General features: G+C 71.1%; 18 protein-coding genes and 1 pseudogene. 10 read left to right on the top strand and 9 right to left on the bottom strand.

Going from position 1 to position 23,547, the window contains the following annotated elements:
* Positions 1 to 78 precede the first annotated feature (78 nt).
* The 3 genes from ACGFJ7_RS21710 to ACGFJ7_RS21700 all read left to right on the top strand — a co-directional run bounded on the left by ACGFJ7_RS21710 (position 79) and on the right by ACGFJ7_RS21700 (position 2,840).
* Positions 79 to 2,070: a M6 family metalloprotease domain-containing protein gene (locus ACGFJ7_RS21710; protein WP_360256339.1), complete on the top strand. Its 1,992-nt coding sequence runs from the start codon at positions 79 to 81 to the stop codon at positions 2,068 to 2,070.
* Between the two features lie 129 nt (positions 2,071 to 2,199).
* Positions 2,200 to 2,571 carry a DUF1622 domain-containing protein gene (locus ACGFJ7_RS21705; protein WP_360256336.1) on the top strand — a complete coding sequence of 124 codons (372 nt, stop codon included), beginning with the start codon at positions 2,200 to 2,202 and terminating at the stop codon, positions 2,569 to 2,571.
* Positions 2,568 to 2,840 (top strand): hypothetical protein, encoded by a 273-nt coding sequence (locus ACGFJ7_RS21700; RefSeq protein ID WP_392643392.1) that lies wholly within the window; start codon positions 2,568 to 2,570, stop codon positions 2,838 to 2,840. Before ACGFJ7_RS21705 ends, ACGFJ7_RS21700 begins: the two co-directional genes overlap by 4 nt.
* Here ACGFJ7_RS21700 and ACGFJ7_RS21695 read toward each other — a convergent pair.
* Positions 2,825 to 3,595, bottom strand: coding sequence for an FkbM family methyltransferase (locus tag ACGFJ7_RS21695; RefSeq protein WP_392643390.1), 771 nt, complete (start codon positions 3,593 to 3,595; stop codon positions 2,825 to 2,827). The two genes, ACGFJ7_RS21700 and ACGFJ7_RS21695, sit on opposite strands and share 16 nt — an antisense overlap.
* 65 nt (positions 3,596 to 3,660) lie before the next feature.
* On the opposite strand from ACGFJ7_RS21695, the gene ACGFJ7_RS21690 reads away from it, so the two are divergent.
* The 7 genes and pseudogenes from ACGFJ7_RS21690 to ACGFJ7_RS21660 all read left to right on the top strand — a co-directional run bounded on the left by ACGFJ7_RS21690 (position 3,661) and on the right by ACGFJ7_RS21660 (position 13,895).
* Positions 3,661 to 7,926 (top strand): hypothetical protein, encoded by a 4,266-nt coding sequence (locus ACGFJ7_RS21690; protein WP_392643388.1) that lies wholly within the window; start codon positions 3,661 to 3,663, stop codon positions 7,924 to 7,926.
* Positions 7,827 to 8,039: pseudogene (locus tag ACGFJ7_RS21685) on the top strand (hypothetical protein); the annotation flags it as partial. The gene ACGFJ7_RS21690 and the pseudogene ACGFJ7_RS21685, both read left to right, overlap by 100 nt.
* A 114-nt stretch (positions 8,040 to 8,153) precedes the next feature.
* On the top strand, positions 8,154 to 8,420 hold the full coding sequence (locus tag ACGFJ7_RS21680; protein ID WP_360256630.1) for a hypothetical protein: 267 nt from the start codon (positions 8,154 to 8,156) through the stop codon (positions 8,418 to 8,420).
* A complete protein-coding gene (locus tag ACGFJ7_RS21675; RefSeq protein ID WP_392643387.1) occupies positions 8,417 to 9,952 on the top strand; it encodes an MFS transporter in 1,536 nt (511 codons plus the stop codon). The genes ACGFJ7_RS21680 and ACGFJ7_RS21675 overlap by 4 nt, the downstream gene beginning before the upstream one ends.
* A 107-nt stretch (positions 9,953 to 10,059) precedes the next feature.
* Positions 10,060 to 11,145: a CinY protein gene (locus ACGFJ7_RS21670; protein WP_392643385.1), complete on the top strand. Its 1,086-nt coding sequence runs from the start codon at positions 10,060 to 10,062 to the stop codon at positions 11,143 to 11,145.
* A gap of 34 nt (positions 11,146 to 11,179) precedes the next feature.
* On the top strand, positions 11,180 to 13,396 hold the full coding sequence (locus tag ACGFJ7_RS21665; RefSeq protein ID WP_392643384.1) for a putative bifunctional diguanylate cyclase/phosphodiesterase: 2,217 nt from the start codon (positions 11,180 to 11,182) through the stop codon (positions 13,394 to 13,396).
* Between the two features lie 97 nt (positions 13,397 to 13,493).
* On the top strand, positions 13,494 to 13,895 hold the full coding sequence (locus ACGFJ7_RS21660; RefSeq protein WP_392643382.1) for a GntR family transcriptional regulator: 402 nt from the start codon (positions 13,494 to 13,496) through the stop codon (positions 13,893 to 13,895).
* On the opposite strand, the gene ACGFJ7_RS21655 is transcribed toward ACGFJ7_RS21660, so the two are convergent.
* The 8 genes from ACGFJ7_RS21655 to ACGFJ7_RS21620 form a co-directional block, all read right to left on the bottom strand.
* A complete protein-coding gene (locus ACGFJ7_RS21655) occupies positions 13,882 to 14,922 on the bottom strand; it encodes a sensor histidine kinase (protein WP_392643380.1) in 1,041 nt (346 codons plus the stop codon). The genes ACGFJ7_RS21660 and ACGFJ7_RS21655 overlap by 14 nt on opposite strands.
* Positions 14,922 to 15,584, bottom strand: a complete 663-nt coding sequence (locus ACGFJ7_RS21650; protein WP_360256314.1) for a response regulator transcription factor — start codon at positions 15,582 to 15,584, stop codon at positions 14,922 to 14,924. The genes ACGFJ7_RS21655 and ACGFJ7_RS21650 overlap by 1 nt, the downstream gene beginning before the upstream one ends.
* Before the next feature lie 41 nt (positions 15,585 to 15,625).
* Positions 15,626 to 16,804 (bottom strand): mannosyltransferase family protein, encoded by a 1,179-nt coding sequence (locus ACGFJ7_RS21645; RefSeq protein WP_360256312.1) that lies wholly within the window; start codon positions 16,802 to 16,804, stop codon positions 15,626 to 15,628.
* Between the two features lie 48 nt (positions 16,805 to 16,852).
* Positions 16,853 to 17,245, bottom strand: coding sequence for an ester cyclase (locus ACGFJ7_RS21640; RefSeq protein WP_392643378.1), 393 nt, complete (start codon positions 17,243 to 17,245; stop codon positions 16,853 to 16,855).
* A 9-nt stretch (positions 17,246 to 17,254) separates the two neighbouring features.
* Entirely contained in the window at positions 17,255 to 19,324 is a 2,070-nt protein-coding gene (locus tag ACGFJ7_RS21635) for a restriction endonuclease (RefSeq protein ID WP_392643376.1), read from the bottom strand.
* A gap of 157 nt (positions 19,325 to 19,481) precedes the next feature.
* Positions 19,482 to 20,837: a glycoside hydrolase family 43 protein gene (locus ACGFJ7_RS21630; RefSeq protein WP_392643375.1), complete on the bottom strand. Its 1,356-nt coding sequence runs from the start codon at positions 20,835 to 20,837 to the stop codon at positions 19,482 to 19,484.
* Positions 20,834 to 22,075, bottom strand: a complete 1,242-nt coding sequence (locus tag ACGFJ7_RS21625) for a cellulose binding domain-containing protein (protein WP_392643373.1) — start codon at positions 22,073 to 22,075, stop codon at positions 20,834 to 20,836. Before ACGFJ7_RS21625 ends, ACGFJ7_RS21630 begins: the two co-directional genes overlap by 4 nt.
* A 74-nt stretch (positions 22,076 to 22,149) precedes the next feature.
* Complete coding sequence (locus ACGFJ7_RS21620) at positions 22,150 to 23,523, bottom strand: endo-1,4-beta-xylanase (RefSeq protein WP_392643371.1); 1,374 nt, start codon at positions 23,521 to 23,523, stop codon at positions 22,150 to 22,152.
* Between the last annotated feature and the right edge of the window lie 24 nt (positions 23,524 to 23,547).

Here is a 23,547-nt window from a genome sequence, read left to right as displayed (position 1 = left end):
TAGCGGTCGTGACACGTGACGCGCGTCTCCCCGTACGTACTTATTGATATTGATCTATTGCTTTGTCAGGATGGCGGGATGACGAGTGCGCGGCGCGTGGTCTCGGCAACGTCCGTTCTGGTGCTGGCTCTGGCCGGCCTCTTCACCGCCACGCCGGCCTCGGCGGCGCCGCCCGGTGATGTCGATCCGGACACGCCCTGGCGCATGCGGCACTGGCCGCAGACCCAGCCGTGGCAGGTCGAGGAGGCGGCCGCGCTGAGCAAGAGAGGCGGGCCGCCACCGATCGACCCCCAGCGCTACGAACTGCCCGACACCATGACCTGGTCGGACTACAAGCCGGTGCCGGGCACGAACTGGGCCGACCCGGCCGTACGCGGGTCGGAGCGCAACTTCAACGGCGCCCTCGTGCTCGTCGACTACCCGAACCAGCCGTTCGTCGTCACCCAGCCCGCCAACTCCACGATCTACGGCAACCCGTCCGGCGTACAGAATCTGGACCGGTCCGAAGTTCCGCGGTTCTACCAGGACTTCCTCAACAAGCCGGGCCGGCTCAACCGCGGCCACACCATCCACGAGTACTGGATGGAGGATTCGCACGGGCGGTTCGGGATCGAGCTCAGCGCGTACGGCGTCTATCAGATGCCCGCCGAGAGCCACGAATACGGCATCGAGGCCCAGATGCAGCGCGGCCAGGGCTGTCCGGCCGGCGACGTCTGCAACCGCAACCTGCGTACGGACGCCCGCGCGGCCTGGATCGCCGCCGTCGGTGAGGCCGAGGCGGCCAAGTACGACTTCGTCTTCTTCCTCTCGGCCGGCCAGGACGAGTCCGCCACCTGGCAGGAGTTCGGGCCGATGAAGTTCGCCACCAGACAGGACGTGACCGACGAATGGGGCCCGCCGGACGCGGCCCTGCCGAACTGGAACGCCACCCGCTACGTCGACTGGACCTCCTGGCAGGCGTCGGCCAACATCTGGCCGAACGCGACACAGGGCAGTTCGCTGCAGGCCGAGAGCTCGGGCATGTCGACCTACGCGCACGAGTTCAGCCACATCCTGGGCGTCGGCGACAACTACAACAACCCGTACAGCGTGCCGGCCCGCCGCGACTACAGCGGCCCGTGGGAGATGCTCAGCCGGGGCACGTTCAACGGCCCGGGCGGCCCGCACAGTCGCTGGCTCATCCCCGGCACGTCCGGTTCGTCGATGGGCGCCCAGCACATGCTGCGCAACAAGATGAAGCTGGGCATAGCTGACGACGTACTCCAATTGTCTCGATCCGCCTTGGCCGCCTCGGGCGTCGTGGTGACCAGCGTGACCGCCCGATCCGTCGACTCGGTGGGCATCAACGTGGCCCTCGACGGGGGCGACCGGTCCCCGGCCTGCGACACCGCGACCGACCCGTTCTGCGACGGCGGCGGCTACGACAACTACACCCTCGAAGTGGTCGACCGGATGGGTTTCGACTCGTTCACGCCCGACTCCGGCGTCCTGCTGGCCAAGACGAAGAACCAGGACGCCGCCCCCTTCATCTGGACGATCGACGCCAACCCGCAGGACATCGACAAGGTCGACTTCGTCCTGCCCGACGGCACCCCGCAGAAGATGACGATCGGCGACTACCGCCAGCTCTCCGACGCCCTGTTCCACGCCGGCACGAATTCCGGGAGCGCTTTCGAGTACGTCGACACGGCCAACCGCCTGCACTTCTACGTCCTGGACCGCAAGCGGAACAGCAAGGGCGTGCTTTCGTACGAGGTGGCCGTCCGCTCCCTCGACGGCGCCGGCCCGGCCGTCCGCGGCGTCCGCGCCTACCCGGACACGGCCCGCCCCGACAAGTCGGGCTGGGCTCGCTGCACCATCCCCGTCCGCAACACCGGCCGAGCCGCCGACGTCTTCCGCGTCACCGCCCCGGGCGCCTCGCTCCCCCGCACCGTGATCGGCGTCCCGGCCGGCCGCACCTCGTCGGTGGAGGTCTGGCTGAAGGACACCCGTCGCACCACGGTGGCTTTGACCTCGGAAAGCAACCCGGCCGCCCGGTCCACCACCTCCTGCACGGCCCGCCGCGGGTAGCGATCCGCCAGGCTCAGCCGACGTTGAGGCCGATGGCCGGCGTCCCGGCCGTGGTGCCGGCCGCCGGCCGCCGCCTCGAACAGGGCCAGCCTCAGGTCTTCTTGGTACACCGCGTATTACCTTGACCGCATGAACGAGATCTTCAGCGAGCGCTGGCTGTCCGAGGCCGTCGACCTGATGGTGCGTCTGGTCGAGGCGGCCGGAGCGCTGATCATCTTCGTCGGGGCCATGGTGGCCTTCGCCCGGTTCGTCGTGGTCGGCCTGCGGGAGAGGCGGGCGGAGGCCTTCGTTCCGGTACGCCTGGAGCTGGGCCGCTTCCTCGCCCTCGGCCTGGAGTTCCAGCTGGCCTCGGACATCCTGCGCACCGCTATCGCGCCGACGTTGCGGGAGATCGCCGAGCTGGCCGCGGTGGCCGCCATCCGCACCGCGCTCAACTACTTCCTGAGCCGCGAGATCAAGGAGGAACGGGCCGAACTGGCCAAGCGGGAGCCCGCACAGTGACCACGCTGATCCAGTACGCGTCCCTGATCTGCGTCACCGCCGGGCTCGTCTGCGGCGTGCTGGTCCTGGGCACCACCCGCGACCTCAGGACCGCCCTGCGGACGGCCCTGGACTTCTGGCTCGCCGCCGGCCTGCTCCGCCTGGCCCTGCCCAACTCCGCCACCCAGCTGCTGGCCATCGTGGCCATCATCGCCGTCCGGCAGCTGGTCAGCCGGGCCCTGTCGGCCCACCCACGGCCGGCCCCGGACACGGCTCAGGGCAGGCAGTAGATGTCGCCGGAGTTGGCCTCGTGCGGGAGGGCCAGCACGTGGGCGGCCATCTCCTCGCGGGACAGCCACCGGTCGAACTCGAGCGTCATCGACTCGCCCATGGCGACGTTGAAGGTGGTGAAGCCCAGCGCCGCGACCCGGTCGAGGCAGTTCACGGCCACGGCCCGTTCGATCGTCGTGAACTCGAACGACAGCGCCGGCAGGGACTGGCTCAGGCCGGCCAGGACCGAGCCTTCGAAGCCCTCGACGTCGATCTTGGTGAAGGCGGGAATGCCGTACGTCTTGATCAGGTGGTCGAGGGTGGTCGCGGGAACCTCCATCTGCTCGTCCCACACCTGGTCCTGCCAGCCGGACGCGCCGTCGGCGGCCTTGACGAAGTCGGTGGAGGCGGTCGAGACGGTGGGATTCGTCGAATTGACGTAGAACTGCAGGGTGCCCTCGGCGGGCCCGCACACCGCCTCGACCGGGATCACGTCCCGGTCACCGGCGTAGATCTCACGGATCGCGCGCACGCACAACGGCTGCGGTTCCACCGCCACCACCCGGGCACCGAGCCGGCGGAAACTGCCGATGCGGTCGCCGACGTGGGAGCCGACGTCGAAGACCAGGTCACCGGGGCGGACGAACTGGGCGTAGAAGGCGTCCAGCGCCGCGTCGTGCTCGTCGTTGCCGTAGTAGAAGCCAAGCGACCGGTGGATGGCGGACGCCGCGGGATCGACTTTCAGCGATTCGACGGCTTCACGATTGACTCCCATGCCGGGCAACACTACCGACCTTTTGTCCGGTGACCACGCCGTCGCCGTCCGCCATGATGCTTGGCGTGAGGCAAAGGCTGGCACCACCGGAGATGCGGGCGGAGCAGTACCTCGCGGATCTCGCCGTGATGGTCGAGCGCGTCTGGGCCGAAGAGGTGAGGGCGCGCGGTATCGACGATCCGTTCCCGCTCGCGATCCGCTGGTCGATGATCGTGCCGCCGTCCGGCTGGCGTGTGGAGCGCCGCGAGGGGTACGCCCGGGGCGACGAGCTCGCCGCGATGATGCGGACCGTGCCGTCGGGCCAGCTGGCCATCGTCGGCAAGCCGGGCACCGGGAAGACCGTCGCCGCCATTCTCCTGACCCTCAGCCTCTGTCGCGCGCGCGACGACGTCGATCGGGTTCCGGTCCTGCTCGCGGCCGGTTCCTGGGATCCCGGCGTGGAATCTCTGACCGACTTCGTGACGCGCCACCTCGTGGAGCGGTACGGCATGCCGCCGGCGGTCGCACGGCACCTGGTGGTGATCGGCCAGATCCTGCCGATCCTCGACGGCCTCGATGAGCAGCATGATCCGGCCCGGGCGTTGCGGTCGGTCCACGAGTACGGCGTGCACGGCTGGCCGATCGTGGTCACCTGCCGCAGGCGTGAGTACGAAGAGGCCGTCGCCCGCTCGGGACCGGTCCCCGGGTTCGTCGTCGTGGCGCTGCTGCCGCTCCGGCGTGAGGACGTCGCCGACTACCTCGCCCGCACGGTGCCCTCCTCCGACCGGCGCTGGACACCTCTGATCGACACGATCCAGACCGGAACCCGAGGGCCGCTGGCCACCGTCCTGTCCCGGCCCACCTACCTTCAGGTGCTCCGCACGATCTATTCGCGGGCGGACTCCGCGCCGAGCGAGCTGCTGGACACGGCGCGCTTCCCGACCGCCGGGGCCATCGAAGCCCACCTGCTCGACAGCTTCATCCTGTCGAGTTACGCAACGGACGATCGGATCCACGAGTCGCCCGGCTCCATTCGGTGGCTCGAGTGGCTCGCCACCTGGTTGCAGGGACGGCAATCCCCCGACATCACGCTGCCGGATCTGGCGAAGGCGGCACCGGCCTGGCTGAACGGCATCGCCGCCGCCTTCGTCGCTCTGGTCGTGGGGTGGCTCGCCGTGCCGGCGCCGGGCACGTGGCTCGCGGGAACCCTGTTCATCGCTGTCATGCTGACCGGCCTCAGTGCCGGCGAGCCGGCCCCGTTCCGCGTGATCGGACCGGGCCTGCGCCTTGCCGCGTTCATGCCGCGCCCGCTCTGGACCGGTGTCGCCGCCGCCGGCGCCGCGACCGGCGTGGGACTGGTGTTCGGGGGTTCGGCCACCTGGCCGAGCGTGGTGGCCGTCGGTCTCGGTGTCGCGGTCATGACGGCGCTGAAGGCGGCGACCGGGATTCCGGTCGACGATCGCCGGGCGACCTCACCCCGGGCGGTCAGTCGCGGGGACGCCAGTTACACCGCACTTGCCGCGCTGCTGTGCACGGCGGTCGGCGCCTTCGCCGCGGCCGACACGGGCAGCTGGAGCGCCATCGCGGCGGTGGCGCTGGCCGGCGCGTTCGTCGGCGTGACCGGCACCGGCACGTACCGCCTGTTCCTGAGCCGCCTCTGGCTGGCGGGGCGCGGCCACGCACCGTTCCGCCTGTTGCGATTCCTCGACGACGCGTACCGGCGCGGCGTGCTGCGCCAGGCCGGGGGCGCCTACCAGTTCCGCAACCTGACCCTGCAGCAGTATCTGGCCGATCGGGGCGAAGTGGTCGACGTGGTCCGCGCGCCCGGGCAGACGCCGGCCGGCACCGCGATCACCCATCTCCGGGCCGTTCTCGTGGAACGGGCCTTCGAGCAGACCTCGGTCCGCCAGCTGGTCGAGGCCGATCGGGTCGGCCGGCTTCGCGACGAGATCGGGGCGGAACTGCGCAACAGCAACGAGATCGTGGCCGCCGCCGCGACCGCGCAGTGGGACCGGCTGGCCGACGCCCGCGCCCGCTACACGGCCCAGGTCGGCGTCCCGCGCCTGGCCCGCGTCTCCGCCGCCTACGGGTGGGCGGCCGGCGCGGTCGCGGCCTTCGCCGTGGCGACCATGGTAAGGCGAGCGTGGAACCAGTACGACCCGAGCGTCCTGGTCGGATTTGTCGGCCTCATCATCGTCGGCTCCGTCACCCTGTCTCATCTGGAAACCGCACGGCGGGATCTCCTGGCCCGGATCGCCGCCCACGAGGCGGAGCAGGAGGCGGAACCGGACGAGGCCGAGGCACGAGAGTGGGTCCGTCGGCGCCGGCTCGGGCGCCTCCTGCGGGTCCCGATCTTCCCGCCGGGGTGGTCACGGTGGATCCCCGTCGCCGCACGATGCCTCCTTGTCCTCATTGTCGCCGGGGTCACAGCCTCACTGGCGACGACCCCGCTCGTGGCCTCGGCGATCCCGGGCGACGACGACACGTACCAGCTGATGGCGCCCCGGATCGCCGGTGCCGTCGCGGTGGTGCTGGGGGTGCTCTGGTGGTGGTCGCGGCCGTGGTTCCGGCGCCTTCAGGGCCTCCGGTCGGTCGACATGCACCGGTGGCCGCCCGCCGACGAGACGCCGTGGGCGGCGGCGTCGCGGCGTCTGGCCGTACGGGCGTGGGAGGAGTGGGCCGCCACGGTCGTCGACCTCGGTGTGCTGCCTCTGGTCAGCGCGAAGGTCGAACCGCTGACCCGGCGCAGTTACGACACCGCGCTGCCGCCCATCTCGGTGGACCGGCTGGGCGACATCACCGAGGGCGTCCAGTTCGTCAGCACCGACGAGAGCGACCGGCTCAGCCGCATGCTCGCCTCCACCCTCACGGCGGCGATCGGGATCAGCGGCCCGCGCGGCGTCGGCAAGACCACTCTGCTGCGGCGCTTCGGCGACCAGCGCATCGGTTCCAGCGCCGACAACCTCATGCTGGTCGTGCCGGCCCCGACCAACTACAACGGCCGCGACTTCCTGGTGCACCTGTTCGCCCGGCTCTGCCTCGCGGTCCTGCCGCCCGGCGACGCCACCACCGAGCCCGGCCACGCCCGCCGCCGGATCCGGCACTGGTGGCCCTGGGTCTCGGGCGCCGCCGGGGTCGCCGTCGTCGCCACCGCCTACTGGTGGAGCACCGCCAGCGAGCTGCCGTCCTGGCTGCGCGAGCACACCCGGCCGGTGGCGATGGTGGCCGGTGGGCTGCTCGTGCTCGTTCCGCTGGCCCACGCCGGGTTCCGGCTGATCCGGCGCCGGCGGCGGCCGCAGGACACCTCGGTGGTCGACCTGGCCCGGCAGCACCTGCGCCGCCTGCGCTACCTGGAAACGCTAACGGTGACCCGCGGGACCACGCTCAAGGCGCCGCCCACGATCGACCTCACCGGCTCGATGGCCCGGGCCCGGGCGGAGCACGTCCGCACGTACCCCCAATTGGTAGGCGATTTTCGCGACTTTCTCGGCCTGGTCGCCCTGCATCTGCGCAGCCGGCCCGGGCGCTCGTACTCCCGGGTCGTGATCTGCATCGACGAACTCGACAAGATCTCCAGCGCGGAGCAGGCCGAGCAGTTCCTCAACGACATCAAGGCCGTCTTCGGTGTGGACGGCTGCGTCTTCCTGGTGGCCGTCTCCGAGGACGCCCTGTCGAGTTTCGCCCGGCGGGCGCTGTCGGCCCGGACCACTTTCGACACGGCGTTCGACGACGTTCTCACGCTGCGCCGGTTCGGCCTGGCCGACACGCGACGGCTGCTGGTGCAGCGCGTGCTGCGCCTGCCCGAACCGTACGTGTGGCTCTGTCATTGCCTTTCCGGCGGTCTCCCCCGGGATCTGAACCGGACCGTCCGCCTGCTCTACGACGTGTACGCGCATCGCGGCCCGACCGAATTCGCCGAGCTGGCCACCGAGCTGGTGCGGCAGGATCTGGAGTCGGTCGCCTACGGCCAGGCGCTGCGGCTGACCGACCGTGCCGACCAGGCGACGGCCGAGCTGGCCCGCTGGCTGATCGGCGCCCGCCGGCTCACCCTGGACGCGGCGACGGTGCGTGAGTACGCCGCGACCGCCCCCAAACACGACGCCGGCACCGGCCCGGACGTCGTGCTGTCCACCGAGCAGTTCACGGCCTACCTGGAATACCTGGCGGCGGTGCTGGACCGCTTCTGCGAGCACACTACCGAGACGATCGGCCGTCTCCGCGCGCACGACGACGACGTGACCCATCCCGCGCTGTGGCTGGCCGAGGCCCGGGCCGCGCTCTCCACCGACCCCTTCACGGCCCGGGCCGCGGTCGAGGAATTCGTCCGTACGGCGTCTCCTCCTCCGATCTGAAAGACTCTTGCAGGTTTTCCCTCGACGGGCCGGCCACGGCCTCCGCCTGCGCGCGGGCCGTCGGGGACACGCCGTCGAACTGCAGCTACCACCTCCGGGTACTGGCGGCCCACGGTCTCGTCGAGCCGGACGACTCCGGCGACGGGCGCTCCCGTCCGTGGCGGGCCACGCTCACCGGGTTCACCGTCGGCGCCGACACCCCCGACGCCGCGGCCGGCGCCGGCCGCGTGCTCGCCGCCGCCGTGGAGCTGGACCACCACCTCGCCCGCGAATACCTGCGCCGCCAGCCCGATCTGCCCGAGCCCTGGCGCGAGGTCGACTCGCACGCCAGCTTCGGCCTGGCCCTGTCGCCGGACGAACTCGCCACCGTGCTGAGCCGGATCGACGCCGTGGTACGGCCGTACCTCGCGCCCACCCGGACCGACGCCCCGGCGGACGCCGAGCACGTCCATCTGTCGCTCATGGCCTTTCCCCGGCCGGGATTCGGGCGGTGACCACGTCGGCCCTGGCGGTGCCGGCCTTCCGGCGGCTCTGGATCGCCGGGCTGGTCTCCGACGCCGGCGACTGGCTGATGTTCATCGCGCTGCCGCTGGTCGTCCTCGAGCTGACCGGATCGGCCCTGGGCACCTCGTTCGCGTTCCTGCTCGAGCTGGCGCCGGCCGTCCTGCTCGCGCCGGTCGCGGGCCGCGTCGCCGACCGGGTGCCGCGCCGGCTCGTCATGCTCGTCGCGATGCTGGCCCAGGCCGGCTCGCTGCTGCCGCTGCTCGCCGTGCACGACCGGTCCGACCTGCCGCTGCTGTACGGCGTGATCGTCGCGCACGCCACCCTCGCCGCGTTCTTCGAGCCCGCCAAGAACGCGATGTTGCCGGCGCTCGTCGGACCCGACCGCGTGGTGTCCGCGAACGCCCTGGCCGGGCTCAACAACGACCTCGGGCGGATCGTGGGTGGCCCGCTCGGCGGCGTGCTGCTCGCCGTCGCCGGGCTCGGCGGTGTCGTCCTGGCCGACGTCGCGACCTACCTGGTCGCCGCCGTGCTGGTCGCCACCCTGCCGCGAGGATCCGTGTCGCGGACGGCCGGGACGCCCGGCCCGGCCCGCGGCGGCCTGCTCGGTGTGCTGGCCGACCCGGCGAGCCGCGCGCCGATCGTGGTGGCGTTCGCCGCCGCCGTCGCCCAGGGCCTGTTCGTCCTGCTGTTCGTCTTCTTCGTGACCGACGTTCTCGGCGGGGCGGCGGCGGACGTCGGCGTCCTGCGCGGTGTGCAGGCCATCGGGGCGATCGCCGCCGGCGTCGTGCTCGGCGTGCTCGGTGCGCGCCTCGACATCTTCCGGCTCACGATCACCGGCAGCGTCGTCTTCGCCCTGCTCACCGCGCTGACATGGAACCTGTCGTTCCTGACGCACACCATCGCGGTCTACGCCGTGCTCTTCGCCGTCGTCGGCGCGCCCGGCGTACTCATGGGCGCGGGCCTGACCAGCCTGCTGCAACGGGCTTCCCGCGACGACCGCCGGGGCAGCGCCTTCGCGGCGTTCGGCCTGACCCAGGCCACCGGCCAGGCGCTCGGCCTGCTCGCCGGCGGCCTGCTGCAAGGCGCCGTCGGCACGCTGCCGTTGCTCGAGGTCCAGGCCGCCTCGTACGCCGTGGCCGCGACGCTCGCGCTGATCCTGCTCCGCAAGACCGGCCGCCCAGCGGCGAACCCGGCGTCAGCGCGCGGCGGGGTAGCCGGGAATCTGCCGGCGCTGCGTCGCGCTGGCCGCCCAGTGCCCGAGGTCGAGGATTCCCGCCACCACGACCCAGAACCACTCCCAGCCGGTGAGGCCGATGCCCGGCGTGTACAGGACGACGTAGATCAGGGTGGCGAACGGCAGGAAGACGATGCCGAGCAGCGGGAAGATCCACGTGTCGAAGGCCGCGTTGACGAACGCCGGCCGGGCGACCCAGATGATGAACAGGCCGAGCCGGGGAAAGACCCCGGCGAACAGCGCGAACAGACAGCCCATGGTCGTCCTCCTGTCGACAGCCGCACTTGATGGTCGCGGCCGCGCCGCCGGCGGGCCTCACCCGGGCCGGATGAGGACGCCGGGACCGGCGGGCCGCACGCTGTGGTGCGGCGGCCGTCATGCGGGAGGGCTGGGTGATGCGACCACGGCGATACGCGGTTCCGCTGGCTCTGCTTCTCGCGGCCTCGGTCGCGCCGACCCCGGCGGTCGCGTTCGGCACCGTCGACAGTGGTGGTCAGCACCGCGAACACGAGCGCATCACCCGCGCGGCCCTCTCCTGCACGGCTCGGGAACCGGCCTGCTTCGAGCCGGCGACGATGGACTACCTGGCCGGTCACGACCGCGAGTTCGGCGCCGTCGGCGCACCCGACAGCGATGAGATGACCAGCCCGGCCGCGCACTGCGACAACGCCGACTACCTGGCCGGCGGCTATCCACGCAGCCGGGACGTCGCCGTCGCCTCGCTGACGGACTGTGTCGAGCATCTGCGCGCGAGTTTCCAGGAGGGGCTGGACAGCGCGAAGGACCTGGTGGACGACGAGGGTGAAGTGGTCGCCGAGGAGGTCGCGGTCAGCCCGGAATGCGACCCGAGGGAAAGGACGGAGAGCCGCGCCAAGTGCGCGACGTTGGAGATGGTCGGGCGGGTGCTGCACGGGGTGCAGGACTTCTACTCGCACAGCAACTGGGCCGACCGCGCCGATCCGGGCCGGCCGATCGGCGACGACAACCCGCCCGGCCTGCACCGGCCCGGCCCGAGCCCGCTGCTCGACCTGCTGGCGACGACCGCCGCCGAGCCGCCCGGCGACTTCACCACCGGCTGCTACGTCCTGCAGGACCGGGTGCCCGGGGCCGGCGTGTGCCAGTCGCGGGTCACCCACGCCGCGCTCAACAAGGACAAGGGCCTGATCGACCCGGTCAGCGGCCGGGCCACCGAGCCGGGCACGCCCCGCGGCCAGGTGGGTGACAACTTCGTGGCCGCGGTGGCCGGGGCGATCGCCGAGAGCCGCCGCCAGTGGCAGGACTTCCGGACCGCGCTGTCGGCCCGGTACGGCGCCGACCGGTCGGCTCGCATGGTCTGCGCTCTCGTCCACGACGATCCGGTGAACCACTGCCGCGACTCACACCCGTACCTGAAGCTGATCCTCATCCCGGTCCTCGTGCTCGTCACCGGCGCGGTTCTCGCCTGGTTCCTGCGGCGCAGGATGCGGCCGTTCAGGTCTTGAACGCGACTGCCCGTGCGTGTGAGACTGCGCCCCGGTGATAAGTCAGCAGCGTCATGTGGCCCTGCTGGTCGCTCTCTGCCTCGCGGCCGGCATACCGATCTTCTTGCTGTCGGGGACGGTGGCCGCGCCGTACACGCAATTGGGCAGTAGCCTTCTGGCCTGTCTCGGGACCGTTCCCTGTCTGACCGCCGCCCGTAAGGTCGGTGGGAGCGCCCGTCTCGGCTGGCGGCTGCTCGCCGCGGGGAGCCTGAGCTGGGGTCTGGGCAACTTCTACTGGTCGTGGAACGAGCTCGTGGCCCACGCCGAGGTGCTGTTCCCCTCGCTGGCCGACATCGGCTACCTGCTCTTCCCCCTGCTGGCCACGGCCGGGCTGTGGCTGATCGCGGGCTGGACGTCGATCGGGACCCGCCTCACCGTGCTGCTCGACGGGCTGATCGTCGGATGTGCCCTGTTCGTGATCGGATGGTCGCTGACGGTCCGCGACGTCTGGGAGGCCGGCGCCGACTCGGCGCTCGCGTTCGTCGTGTCGATGGCCTACCCGGTGTGCGACATCGTGCTGGCCACGGTCGCCGTGCTGCTGGCCGCCCGGACCCGCCGGGGCAGCCGCGGCATCGGCCTGCTGCTGCTCCTGGGCCTGGCCGGGATGACCGTCAGCGACGTGCTGTTCGCCCTGGACACCTCGGCCGGCACCTACGCCACCGGGCAGAACTCGGACGCCGGCTGGTTCGTCGCGTTCTCCGCCTGCGGGGCGGCCGGGCTGCTGGCCACGCGGTGGCCGATGACGTTCGACCACACCGGGATGACGGCCCGCTGGCAGACCACCCTGCCGTACGCCCCGTTCGGGCTGGCCGCGCTCGTGGTCGCCGTGCAGACGCTGACCGGGGTCGGGGTCGACGCGCCCGAGGCGGTCCCGCTGATGATCGGGTTCCTGCTGATCCTGCTGCGTCAACTGTCCACTTTGCTGCACAACTCGACGCTCACTCGGACCCTGCGCCATCAGGCCTATCACGATCCGCTGACCGGGCTGGGCAACCGCGCGCTGTTCCTGGAGCGGCTCGAGGGCGCGCTGGGCGCCGGCCGGCCGGTCGCGGTCCTGTACCTCGACCTGGACGACTTCAAGATGATCAACGACTCGCTCGGGCACGACGCCGGCGACGTCGTGCTGCGCGTGGTCGGCGAACGGCTGCGGGCGTGCTTCGGCGAGCCGGACACCATCGCCCGGTTCGGCGGTGACGAGTTCGCCGTCCTCACCGGCCGCGTCCACGACCTGACCGGGCAGGCGCAGTGGCTGCTCGGGTTGCTGCACGAGCCGATCGAGGTGGGCGCCCGCACGGTCCGGCTGGGCGCCAGCGTGGGCCTCGCGGTCTCGGACGGCTCGACCAGTTCGGAGGACCTGCGCAAGAACGTCGACCTGGCCATGTACGCGGCCAAGGCGCAGGGCAAGAACGCGTACGCGATGTTCGCGCCGTCGATGCGGCAGGGCTTCGACCAGGAGGTGCGGTGGCGGGCCGAACTCCGGCAGGCCCTGGCCGAGAACGCCCTGCACATCGCCTTCCAGCCGATCGTCGCGCTGGGCGACCGCCGGGTGGCCGGGGTCGAGGCGCTGGCCCGCTGGCACCATCCCGAGCTCGGCGCGGTGACGCCGGACGTGTTCATCCCGGTGGCCGAGCGGGCCGGCCTGATCGGTGAGCTCGGCCTGCTGGTGCTGCGCCGGGCCTGCGTCGAGTTCGCCTCCTGGCCGGGTTCGCAGACGGCGTACCTGTCGGTCAACGTCTCGCCGTCGCAGATGATCGACGCCTCGTTCCCGTCCAAGGTCGCCGCGACGCTGTACGAGGCCGGCCTGCGACCGGGGCAGCTGGTGCTCGAGGTGACCGAGCAGGCGCTGGCCGACGAGTCCGAGGTGATCGGCACGCTGCGCCGGCTGCGCGAGTTCGGCATCCGGATCGCCATCGACGACTTCGGCACCGGGTACGCCTCGCTGCGCTATCTGCACCGGTTCCCGGCCGACATCGTCAAGATCGACCGCACGTACGTCCAGGACATCGCCCGCGACCCGGCCGCCGTCCACATTCTCGGCACGCTGTGGCAGCTGTTCGGCGCGATCGGGCTCACCGCCGTCGCCGAGGGCATCGAGGACCAGGCGCAGGCGGCGATGCTGGCCGAGCTGGGCTGTCAGGTCGGGCAGGGTTTCCTGTACGGGCGCCCGGGCCTCCTCGGCGCGATCAGCACCGAGCCGGTCACCGCCGGCTGAGAGCGTCGCGCGCGCCGGCCACGGTGTCGGCCTGGGTCATGAACAGGGCGTGGCCGCCCGGCACGTCGGTGATTTCGGCGCCGATGCGCTTGGCCATGTGCTGCAACATGACCTGGTCGTCGACGGCACCTTCCGCCCCGGGGAACAGCTCAAGGACGGCGAGATCGCCGCATGGCTCGGGGTCAGCCGCACCCCCGTGCGCGAGGCCCTGCCGCGCCTCGCCGGCAGCGGGCTGGTGGTGGCGCTACCGGGCCGCTCGACCAGGGTCAGTGCCGTCGATCCGCGGGCGGTGCGGGACGCGCGCGACGTCATCGCCGCCATGCACGGATCGGCGGTACGCCAGACGACCGGTCGCCTCGGTGCGGACGACCTCGAGCGCATGCGCGAGGCGAACCGCCGGTTCGCCGAGGCGGTGAGCGCGGGCGACATCGGCGCGGCGTCAGTGGCGTTCGACATCTGGCACACCCTGCCCGAGGACGGCCCGATCAGCGCAGAGTGACGGCGACGCGCAGGCCGCCGTCGTCCAGCGCGGTCGCGGTGATCGCGCCGTCGTGCGCCCGCACGATCGACCGGGCGATGGCCAGGCCGAGACCGCTGCCGCCGCTGTGGTCGATCCGCCCGGTGGCGAGCCGGGTGAAGGGTTCGAACAGCCGGGCCACCTCCTCGGCCGGGACCACCGGGCCGGTGTTCTCCACGGTCAGGGCGGCCCCGCCCACGCCGACCGTGACGGCGACCGTGCCGCCGGGCCGGTTGTACTTGATCGCGTTGTGGACGAGGTTGCGGATGAGCCGTTCCAGAAGCACGGCATCGCCCTCCACCGCGTACGGGGAAACCTCGCTCGTGATTTTGACGTCGGCGTCGGCGGCGGTCCGGGCGTGCGCCTCGACGACACCGGCGGCGATCCGGTCGAGGCTCTGCGGCGCGCGCGTCTTGAGACCCTGATCGGCCTGGCTGAGCACCAGCAGGCCCTCGATCAACCGCTCGTTGCGGGTGTTGGTCTCCAGCAGCTGCGTCGCCAGCAGGGCCGACTGCTCCGACGTCAGCGGCTCGGCCAGCCCCACCTCGATCAGCGTGCGCTGCAGGGCGAGCGGGGTGCGCAGCTCGTGCGAGGCGTTCGCCGCGAAACTGCGCTGCCCCTCGTATCCGGCGGCGATGCCGTCCATCATCGCGTCCAGGGCCCGGCCCAGCCGCTTGATCTCGTCGCGGCCCCGGCCCGGGCGGATCCGGTGGCCGAGGTTCTGCGGGCCCACTTGCGCGATGACGGGCAGCATCCGGCGTACGGGCGCCAGGACCCACCACACCAGCAACGGCACGATCAGCAGCGTCGCGGCCAGGACGATCCCGTACTCCGGAAGGTTCTCGATCGGGATCTTCCGGGTGATCCGGCAGGCCATGCCGTCGACCTCGTCGTAGCAGGGTGCGTAGTACGGCATACGCCAGGGCAGCTGCGGATAGACGAACATGGCCACGAAGACGAAAGTCACCGTGGCGACCACCGCGGCGGCCAACCGCGTACGCAATCCCATCAGGTCAGTCCCACGCGGTAACCGGCCCGCGGCACCGTCTGCACGACCTGCGGCTCGCCGAGCTTGCGGCGCAGCGTGGACACGGTCACCCGGACCACGTTGCTGAACGGGTCGGCGTGCTCGTCCCACACCTGCTCCAGCAGGTCCTCGGTGGTGACGGCCTGTCCCTGCGCCCGCATCAGCGAGTGCAGGACACCGAACTCCTTGTGGGTCAGCGCCAGCGGGCGGCCGTCGCGGCTCGCGGTGCGGGTCGCCACGTCCAGCTCGACGCCGTCACGCTCGAGGACCGGGGGCAGGGCCGGAGCCGTACGCCGGGCCAGCGCCTGCACCCGCGCGACCAGCTCGGCGAAGGCGAACGGCTTGGTCAGGTAGTCGTCGGCACCCATCCCGAGCCCCTCGACCCGGTCGTAGATGCCGCAGGCGGCCGTCAACAGCAGCACCCGGGTGCTCAGCCGCCGCTCGGCGATCCAGCGGCAGACGTCGTCACCGGTAGCGCCCGGCATGTCCCGGTCGAGCACCGCCACGTCGTAGCGGTTGACCTGGATCTTCTCCATCGCCTCCTCGCCGTCGTAGGCGATGTCGACAGCCATGGCCGCCCGCCGCAGGCCCACGGCGATCGTCTCGGCCAGCAACCGTTCGTCGTCCGCCACCAGAACTCGCACGGCGGCCATGCTGCCAGGACCGATATAAGATCGGCATAAACTCACGCCACCAGGAACGTCCCGGCCATGAAGATCACCAGGAACACCGCCTGCAGGGCCGCGCCGACCACCAGCACAGCACGGTCGACGACCTGGTGGGCGCCCATCCGGGCCAGCACCAGGAAGATCGCCACCGCCTCCATCGCGTAACGCGCCGCCGACTGCATCGAGCGGCCGCCGACCTCGGTCGACATCAGCAGGACGAGGGTGACCCCGCCCTGCACGACCAGATAGAGCTGGTCGCGCCGGAACTTGAACGGCCCCTTCAGGCACAGGATCAGCAGCACCACCGCGATCAGGATCGTGCCGGCGTCCAGAACGGCGCCGAGAGTGGCCTTGTCCAGCGGCGCGCCGATCTGCCGGATCGAGATGAGCCACGCCTCCCCCGGGAAGGTGTACCGCCGCCCCCACTCGTCCTGGGCGATGCTGAACTGCACCGGGCTGCCCAGTTCGATCCAGCAGTAGATGCTGTAGCCGACCACGCCCAACGGCACCAGGGCCAACCCGAGAACGTCGGTACGGATACGCCACCTGGTCTGGCGCAGATACTCGACGGCCATCGGAACGAGCAGCAGAACCCCGAACAGCCGGGTGGCCGACGAGAAAGCGCCGAGCGTGCCGGCCAGCCACCAGTGCCCGCGGCGCGCGGCATACAGCGCCCCGACGACCAGCAGCAGGAAAAGCGACTCGTTGTAGCCGATGAACAGGAAGAACCCGGTCGGGAAGACGGCGAGATACCAGGCGGCGCGCTGAGCCACCCGGGGCCCGAACTCGTAGTCGGCCAGGCGGTAGAGCAGAACCAGGGCACCGTACGCGGCGGCGTTGGCCACGAAGAGCGCGGCCGCCGGTCCGCCACCGAACAGGTGGATCAGCATCGGGTACAGCGGGAAGAACGCCGGGAAGCCGGGGCCCAGGTGGTAGCCGCTCTCGGCGATCCGCACGTAGTGGCCGGCGTCCCAGCCGTTCCAGGCGAGAACGACCGACCACAGATCGGGGGTGGGCCCGTTGCCTTTGTAGGCCAGCCAGGCGACGGCACCCACCAGAAGATGCACGACCACCGAGACCGACCACACGGCGAGCGCACCCAACAGCGCCGCCCGCCACGGCCGCCGAACCGGCGCGACCAGCCCCGGCTCGACGAGAATGCCGGGATCGGCCTCTGTCCGCACATCGATGCTCATGGCACACAGGTTGATCGACAACGGATAAAGCCGAGTTAAAGCCCGGGCTCAGCCCGCCAGTTGCCTCTCGATGGCCCGGGTGTCGAGGAGGTACCACATGTGCTCGAAGCGGCCGTCGCGGAAGTGGTAGAAGGCGTACTCGGTGAAACTGACCTCGCGGCCGGTCGGCCTCAGCCCCAACCACTCCCTCACCGGGGTGCCGGTGACGGTGAGCCGAGCCGCGACCCGGTCGCCCTCGACGACCAGATCGTCGAGGCGCCAGACGTAGTCCCGCACCGACTCCACGGCCTGCCGCATGGCGGCCACGTAGTCGTCGCGGGAGACGGATTCGCCGTTGAAGACGACGGTGTCGTGGACGAACTCGCCCATGCGATCGAACGCGCGCGCGTTGGCCGCCTCCAGGTAGGCGAGGTAGACCTTCCGCAAGTCGGTGGTGGTCATCCGTTTCCCTCAGTCGTAGTACGAGTCCAGAGAGTCCTCGGGCGAGGTCTTGTTGCCCTCCGGGTACGGTATGCCCAGCTCCTGGAAGAAGACGTGGGCCAGCAGTTCGGTGTGGTGGAAGTAGACGAGCGCCGACCGCAGCGAGGCGAAGGTGGCCGGGCGGTTCTCCAGGTTCTCCAGCGCCTGGCGCGGGTAGCGCAGCAGCCGGATGTACTGCTCGGGATACCGTTCGGCCAGTTTGGCCCGGTCATGGTCGACGTTGTTCATGGCGGCAAGCACGCGAGCGGCGAGCTCCTGCGCGTACCGCTCGACGAGGCGTTTCGGGTTCACGGACGGCGTCGTGCCGCCCGAGGTCTCGAGACTCTCGGCGGCATCGTTGACCCCGGTGACCGTGCCGTCACGCTCGATCTGGAAAAGGGCCACGCCGATCTCGTCGGCCGCGGCCAGGGCGGCGCCCGTGTATCCGGACGTCGAATAGAAAAGATGGTGGGGCAGGAGCGGGCGCGTTCCGCGCAATTGCTGTACGGGCGGAGCACCGACCGGCAGCGCCAGCATCTTCACCTGGGCGATCGCGTTCTCAGCGACGACATCGAGGCCACCGTCGCGTCCGCCGCCGGTCTTTTCGGCGTCGAGGAAACCAAGGGTACGCATGTGGGCGCAGGCGATGTCCTCCGCCACGCGCCAGTCGGTGGGCAGATGGGCCACCGGCGCGGACGGTCCGGCGTTTCCCACGCCGGCGATCAGGGCCGCGGCGTCCGGCAGGGGCGGCACGGCGCCGGACTCGGGGAGGCGGCGGATGTGGTCGCCGGCACCCTGCTCGAAAACGGTGGCGTCGACGCCCTGCGGCTCGTCGAGGAAGAGCTTGATGGTGAGCGGGACGCCGTCGGCCGTCTTGAGTTGCGTGGCCCGGCCGATGTGCGGCCAGGGCAGAGCCGGACCGCTGGGCGCGGACATGCCACCGTCCGCCCGGCCCGGCACGACGGTGACACCGGCGCCGTCGCGGTGCAGCAGAATCCAGACCCGCAGGGTCCGCACGGCGACGATCGGGCAGACGCCCGGCCGCTCCCACTTGGCGGCGTCGAGAAGCCTGTCACCGCGCCCGGCCACCGCGTCGAGAATCAGCTCGACATGGTCACCCGGCTCGATGGCGGAGAGCAGCCGCTCCCCCATCGCGGCGTCGATACCGGCGGGTTGCCGCTGCCCGAGATAGCGGCGGTAGGCCCAGGCGGTACGCGCGTCACTCCGCAGAAATTCCGCGGCCACCGCAACCGCGGCCGCACCTTCGGCGACCGACGCCCCACCCGTGGGCGGCTCGCTCCTGGACGGCTCAATCCTGGACGGCTCACTCGCCAGCGGCTCAGCCATCGGCGACACGGCCGCGACCATCGGCGGTGGCCCCGCCTGCGCCGGGACAAAAGCCGGCGGTCCCAGAGGTTCCACGACAGCCGAGGGCGTGCGGACCGGTTGTTCCGCGGCTGCCGGCGAGGAACTGGGCGCCGACGACGCGGGCACCGGAGATGCCGGGGCAAAACAGACGGAAGGAGTGGCCGAGGAAGAAGAGGGTGGCACAGGAGGCACCGGGGTGAACGGCGCGGACGCCGCGGGAGTCGGAGTGAACGGCGTGGGTGTCGGAGAAACCGGCGTGGAAGGGGCGGGTGTCAACGGTGTGGCGGGTGCGGAGCGCTTGGCGGGCTTTGGTGGTGGGAGCTTGCCGCGGGCGAAGTCGCGGGCCAGGCCGACACTGATGGCCAGCAGGAGGGTGCCGATGAGGCCGGCGCCGATGATCAGGCCCCAGTGGCCGGCGAAGCTGCCCGCCCACAGGCTGTCGAGTGTCGTGTCGACGGCCGCGAAGGCGCAGAACGTTCCGATGAACGCCGGGAGCAGCGCCACGCCGGGCGGCCCGGGCAGTTTCCCGCCCGAGCCGGAGCGCAGCACGACGCGGCGCCGGTGCCACCAGCGGATCAGCGTGAGGCCGCCGCCGCCGAACACCACCACCTCCAGGCCGTACGAGATGGGGTTGGCTATCTTCCCGATCGTCAGGTGCGACACCATCAGGATCAGGAAGAAGATTCCTGCCACGAGGCGTAGTCCGTTGGCGTCGGTGGTGTTCGGCGATGGCGAGGGTGACGTGGTCAAGGCGGCCTTCCCGGTCGAGCGCTCCCGTGGATCTTGATCATGCGAGGAGTTCTTCCGGTCTCGGGGTATGCCGCTGTGACCTGCGTCTACCGCAGCGGTCCTACGTGGTGAACTGCCACCAGTTCAGGTTCAGCAGGTAGCCGGTGCCGCCGGTGAAGCGCAGGTACAGGTCGTGTGTGCCGGTGGCGCCGCTGACCGGGCAGGTCACCGACGTCCAGGTCTGCCAGCCGCCGGTGCCGGGGGCCGTGCAGGTGCCGGCCAGGGCGCCGGTCGGGCTGTCGAGGCGCAACTCCACCCTTCCGCCGCTCGTGGCCGAGGCGGTTCGGGCGGTGAAGGACCGGGCGCCGTTGCCGAACGCGACGCCCTTCACCTTCAGGTAGTCACCGTTCTCGATGAAGCCGACGTTCATGCCGCCCTCCGAGGCGCGTTCTGTCTCGACGCCGGAGGCCCAGGCCACGGTTTCGGCCTCCTGCCGGATGTACGGGTCGAGGGTGCCGACCTGGGGCACTCCGGCCGTCGTCATGGTGATCGTCGGGATGGTGCCGTCGGAGCGGTAGGCGAACCTCTCGACCGCCACCGAGCGGGTGAAACCGCCGCCGCCGGGCAGCGCGCCGTTGTGATAGAAGAAGTACGACGCGCCGTTGAAGTCGACGACCCCGGCGTGGTTGGTGAAGCTGCTCCCCTGTGTCGGCATGATCGTGCCGCGGTAGGTCCACGGTCCGGTCGGCCCGGGCGCGGTGGAGTAGGCGATGAACTCCGAGCAGCATTTCGCGGCGAAGACCAGGTAGTACAGGCCGTTGCGTTTGTAGACCCACGGGCCTTCCTCGAACAGGGTGGGCCGGGTGGCGTCGCCGGTCCGCGTGCCGAAGCCGGCCGTGGTCAGCGGAATCTTCGTGGGGCTTCCCGCGTACGAGGTCATGTCCGCGTTGAGCTTGACGTACCAGAGGTCGGGGTTGCCCCAGTACAGGTACGCCTGCCCGTCGTCGTCCACGAACACCGTGGGGTCGATCTGGCCGTTGCTGACCAGCGGGCGCCCGATGGCGTCGGTGAACGGGCCGGTGGGGCTGGACGAGACGGCCACGCCGATGCCCATCTGCCCGGTGGCGCGCACGGTCATCGGCACGTACCAGTAGAACTTGCCGTTGCGGTAGATGGTCTGCCCGGCCCACGCGTTGGCGCTGGCCCAGCTGAAACTGGCCAGGTTCAGCGGCGAGCCGTGGTCGGTCCAGTTGACCATGTCGGCGGTCGAGTAGACCCGCCACTCCTTCATCGTGAACCACGTCGAGTTGTCCTCGTCGTGGCCGGTGTAGAGGTAGACGCGGCCGTTGTGCACCAGCGGGGCCGGGTCGGCGGTGTAGATGGTCTGCACGATCGGGTTGTCGGCCCGGGCCGTCCCCGGCACGAGGCCGAGGACGGTCAGCGCCGTCAGGAGCGCGGCGAGCAGGCGGCGTCTCATGCCGGCTCGCAGGTGGTCGTGGGCACGGTGTTGGCGCCGTTGGCGGTGCCGAGGAAGCCGAAGGTGGCCGACGCGCCCGCGGCGAGGGTGCCGTTCCAGGTCTCGTTGGTGACGGTCTGCGCGCTGCCGCTCGACGTGACGCGGCCGCCCCAGCTCTGGGTGATGGTCTGGCCGTCGGCGAAGGCCCAGCGGACCCGCCATCCGGTCAGCGCGGTGGCGCCGGCCGTCACGGCGACCTCGGCCTGGAAGCCGCCCTGCCATTGACCGGTGATGCGATAGGTGGCGGTGCAGGCGCCGGGAAGCGGCGGAGCGGGCGTGGTCGGGGTCGGCGTGGTCGGGGTGGGGGTGGCCGGGGAGCTGGGCGTGGTGCTGGTCAACTGCGAGAAGAACCGCCAGACCTCGCCGCCCACCCACGTCAGGGCGCCGCTCGTCGAGGTGCTTCCGTCGACGGGTTCCGGGGTGTGGTCGCCGTCGAACGCGGCCCACCGGACCGGATAGCCGGCGCGACAGCCGGCGTACGTGGTCGTGATGTGGGTCAGGCTGCCCCGGGCCGGTTCCGGCGGATTCTGCGCCGTGCAGCCGTTGTTGCGGACGAAGGTGTCGCGGATGGATCGGCCGAGCGAGATGTTCAGCACGCTGTCGTGGGTGCCGTGGATGCCGAAGTAGGCGACCGGCTGGGTGCCCGGGGAGCAGCCGCTCAGGTTGGCTCCGGACAGGACCGCGACCGCCCGGAAGACGGCCGGCCGGGCGCAGGCGACGGCGTAGCTCATCGAGCCGCCGTAACTCCAGCCCAGCGCGAAGAGCTGGGTGGTGTCGACGCACAGGTCACCCTGGATCAGCGAGACCAGGTTGTCGACCAGGGTGAGGTCGCGGTTACCGGTGTTGGCCCAGCCGTTGTCGATGCCCTGCGGGGCGACCAGGATCGCCGAATTGTTCGACTGACCCTGCAGACCGTAGTAGCCACCGCCGGCCACGTTGCCCGCGGTTCCGTTCAGCCAGTGAAAGGCGAAGATCAGTTTGTACGGCTTGTTGCGGTCGTAGTTGTCCGGCACCCGCAGGATGTACGAGCGGTTCTGGCCGCCGCTGGAGATGGTGCGGGTGCCGCTGGTCAGGGTGGGCGCCTTCCCGCAGCCGGCGGTGACGGCGGCGCCGGCCGGGGCCGCCGTCACGACCGCCAGCGTCGCGGCCGTGGCCAGCAGGGTGGCCAGCACCCCACCGGCGAGTTTTCTCATCGACATCGCGGTTCCTCTTTTCGGGGGACGGCTCTCCGGCCGAGGGGAGCCCGGCCGGAGAGCACGGAGAGGACAGCCGGCTAGCCGGCCGCGCAGGTGGGAGTGGCGGTGGGACCGGCGCCGGTTCCCTGGAAACCGAACTCGGTGGCGCCGCCGGCCGGGACCTGACCGTTGTAGGCGACGTTGCGGAAGCTCACGGCGCCGGCGCTGCCGGTGTTGGTGGCGCTCCAGACGCCGGTGATCGCGCTGCCGGACGGCAGGGACAGGCTGACCGTCCAGCCCGAGATCGCCGCCGCCCCGGCCGTGACCCGCACCGTGGCCACGTAGCCGCCGTTCCAGGAGTTCAGCGACACCGTGGCGGCGCAGGCGCCGGTGGGCGGCGAGGTCGGGGGTGAGGTGGGCGGGGAGGTCGGCGGGGAGGTCGGCGGGGACGTGGGCGGGTTGGTGGTGCCGCCGGCGTTGAGGGCGTTCAGGACCGAGGTGTACGCCGCCTTCTTGTTGCCGGAGTTGTCGAACAGCAGCGGGTTCTCGCCGGTGCGCCACGAGTCGCTGTCCCGGATGCCCCAGACCGTGATGCCCGTGCACCGGGACACGGCCATGCAGGCGCGGGTGACCCCGGCGTACACATTGGCCTGATTGCCGCCCTGGGCCACGTCGAGCTCGGTGATCTGCACGTCGACGCCGAGGTCGGCGAAACGCTGGAGGTTGGACTGGTAGTCGCCCGGCAGGCCGGTGCCCAGGTGGGACTGGAAGCCGACGCAGTCGATGGGCACGCCGCGGGACTTGAAGTCGCGGACCATGTTGTAGACGCCGGTGCTCTTCGCGTTGACGCCGTCGGTGTTGTAGTCGTTGTAGCAGAGCTTGGCGGCCGGGTCGGCCGCGCGGGCGGCCCGGAAGGCGGCCTCGATCCAGTCGTTGCCGGTGCGCTGCAGGTTGGAGTCGCGCCGGGCGCCGCTGCCACCGTCGGCGAAGGCCTCGTTCACCACGTCCCAGGCGTAGATCTTGCCCTTGTAGTGGGTGGCGACCTGGGTGACGTGGTTGATGGCGGCGGTGCGCAGCGCCGAGCCGGACAGCGACTGCGCCCACCCCGGCTGCTGCTGGTGCCAGAGCAGGGCGTGGCCGCGAACCTTGGCGCCCATCGCGATGCCCTGGTTGAGGATGCGGTCGCCGTTGGTGTAAGTGAACCGGCCCTGTGACGGTTCGGTGGCGTCCCACTTCATCTCGTTCTCGGGCGTGACCGAGTTGAATTCGGTGGTCAGGATCCGGGTGTACGTGGCGTCGCCGAGCCGGCCGGCCGCGATGGCCGCGCCGTAGTAGCGGCCGCTCTGCGCGGCCGAGGCGCCCAGCGTGGAGGCCGCGTCAGCGGTGCCGATGACGGCGACGCTCGCCGCGAGGACGACGCCCGTAGCCGCGGCTGCGAGCAGCGCCGACCGGCCATGTCGGGGGAGGGACATGAGCACGGATACCTTTCTGTGGGG

It is taken from the genome of Actinoplanes sp. NPDC048988, from assembly GCF_043197815.1.
In the GTDB taxonomy this organism is placed as follows: domain Bacteria; phylum Actinomycetota; class Actinomycetes; order Mycobacteriales; family Micromonosporaceae; genus Actinoplanes.
This window is presented reverse-complemented; position numbering and strand designations above follow the sequence as displayed.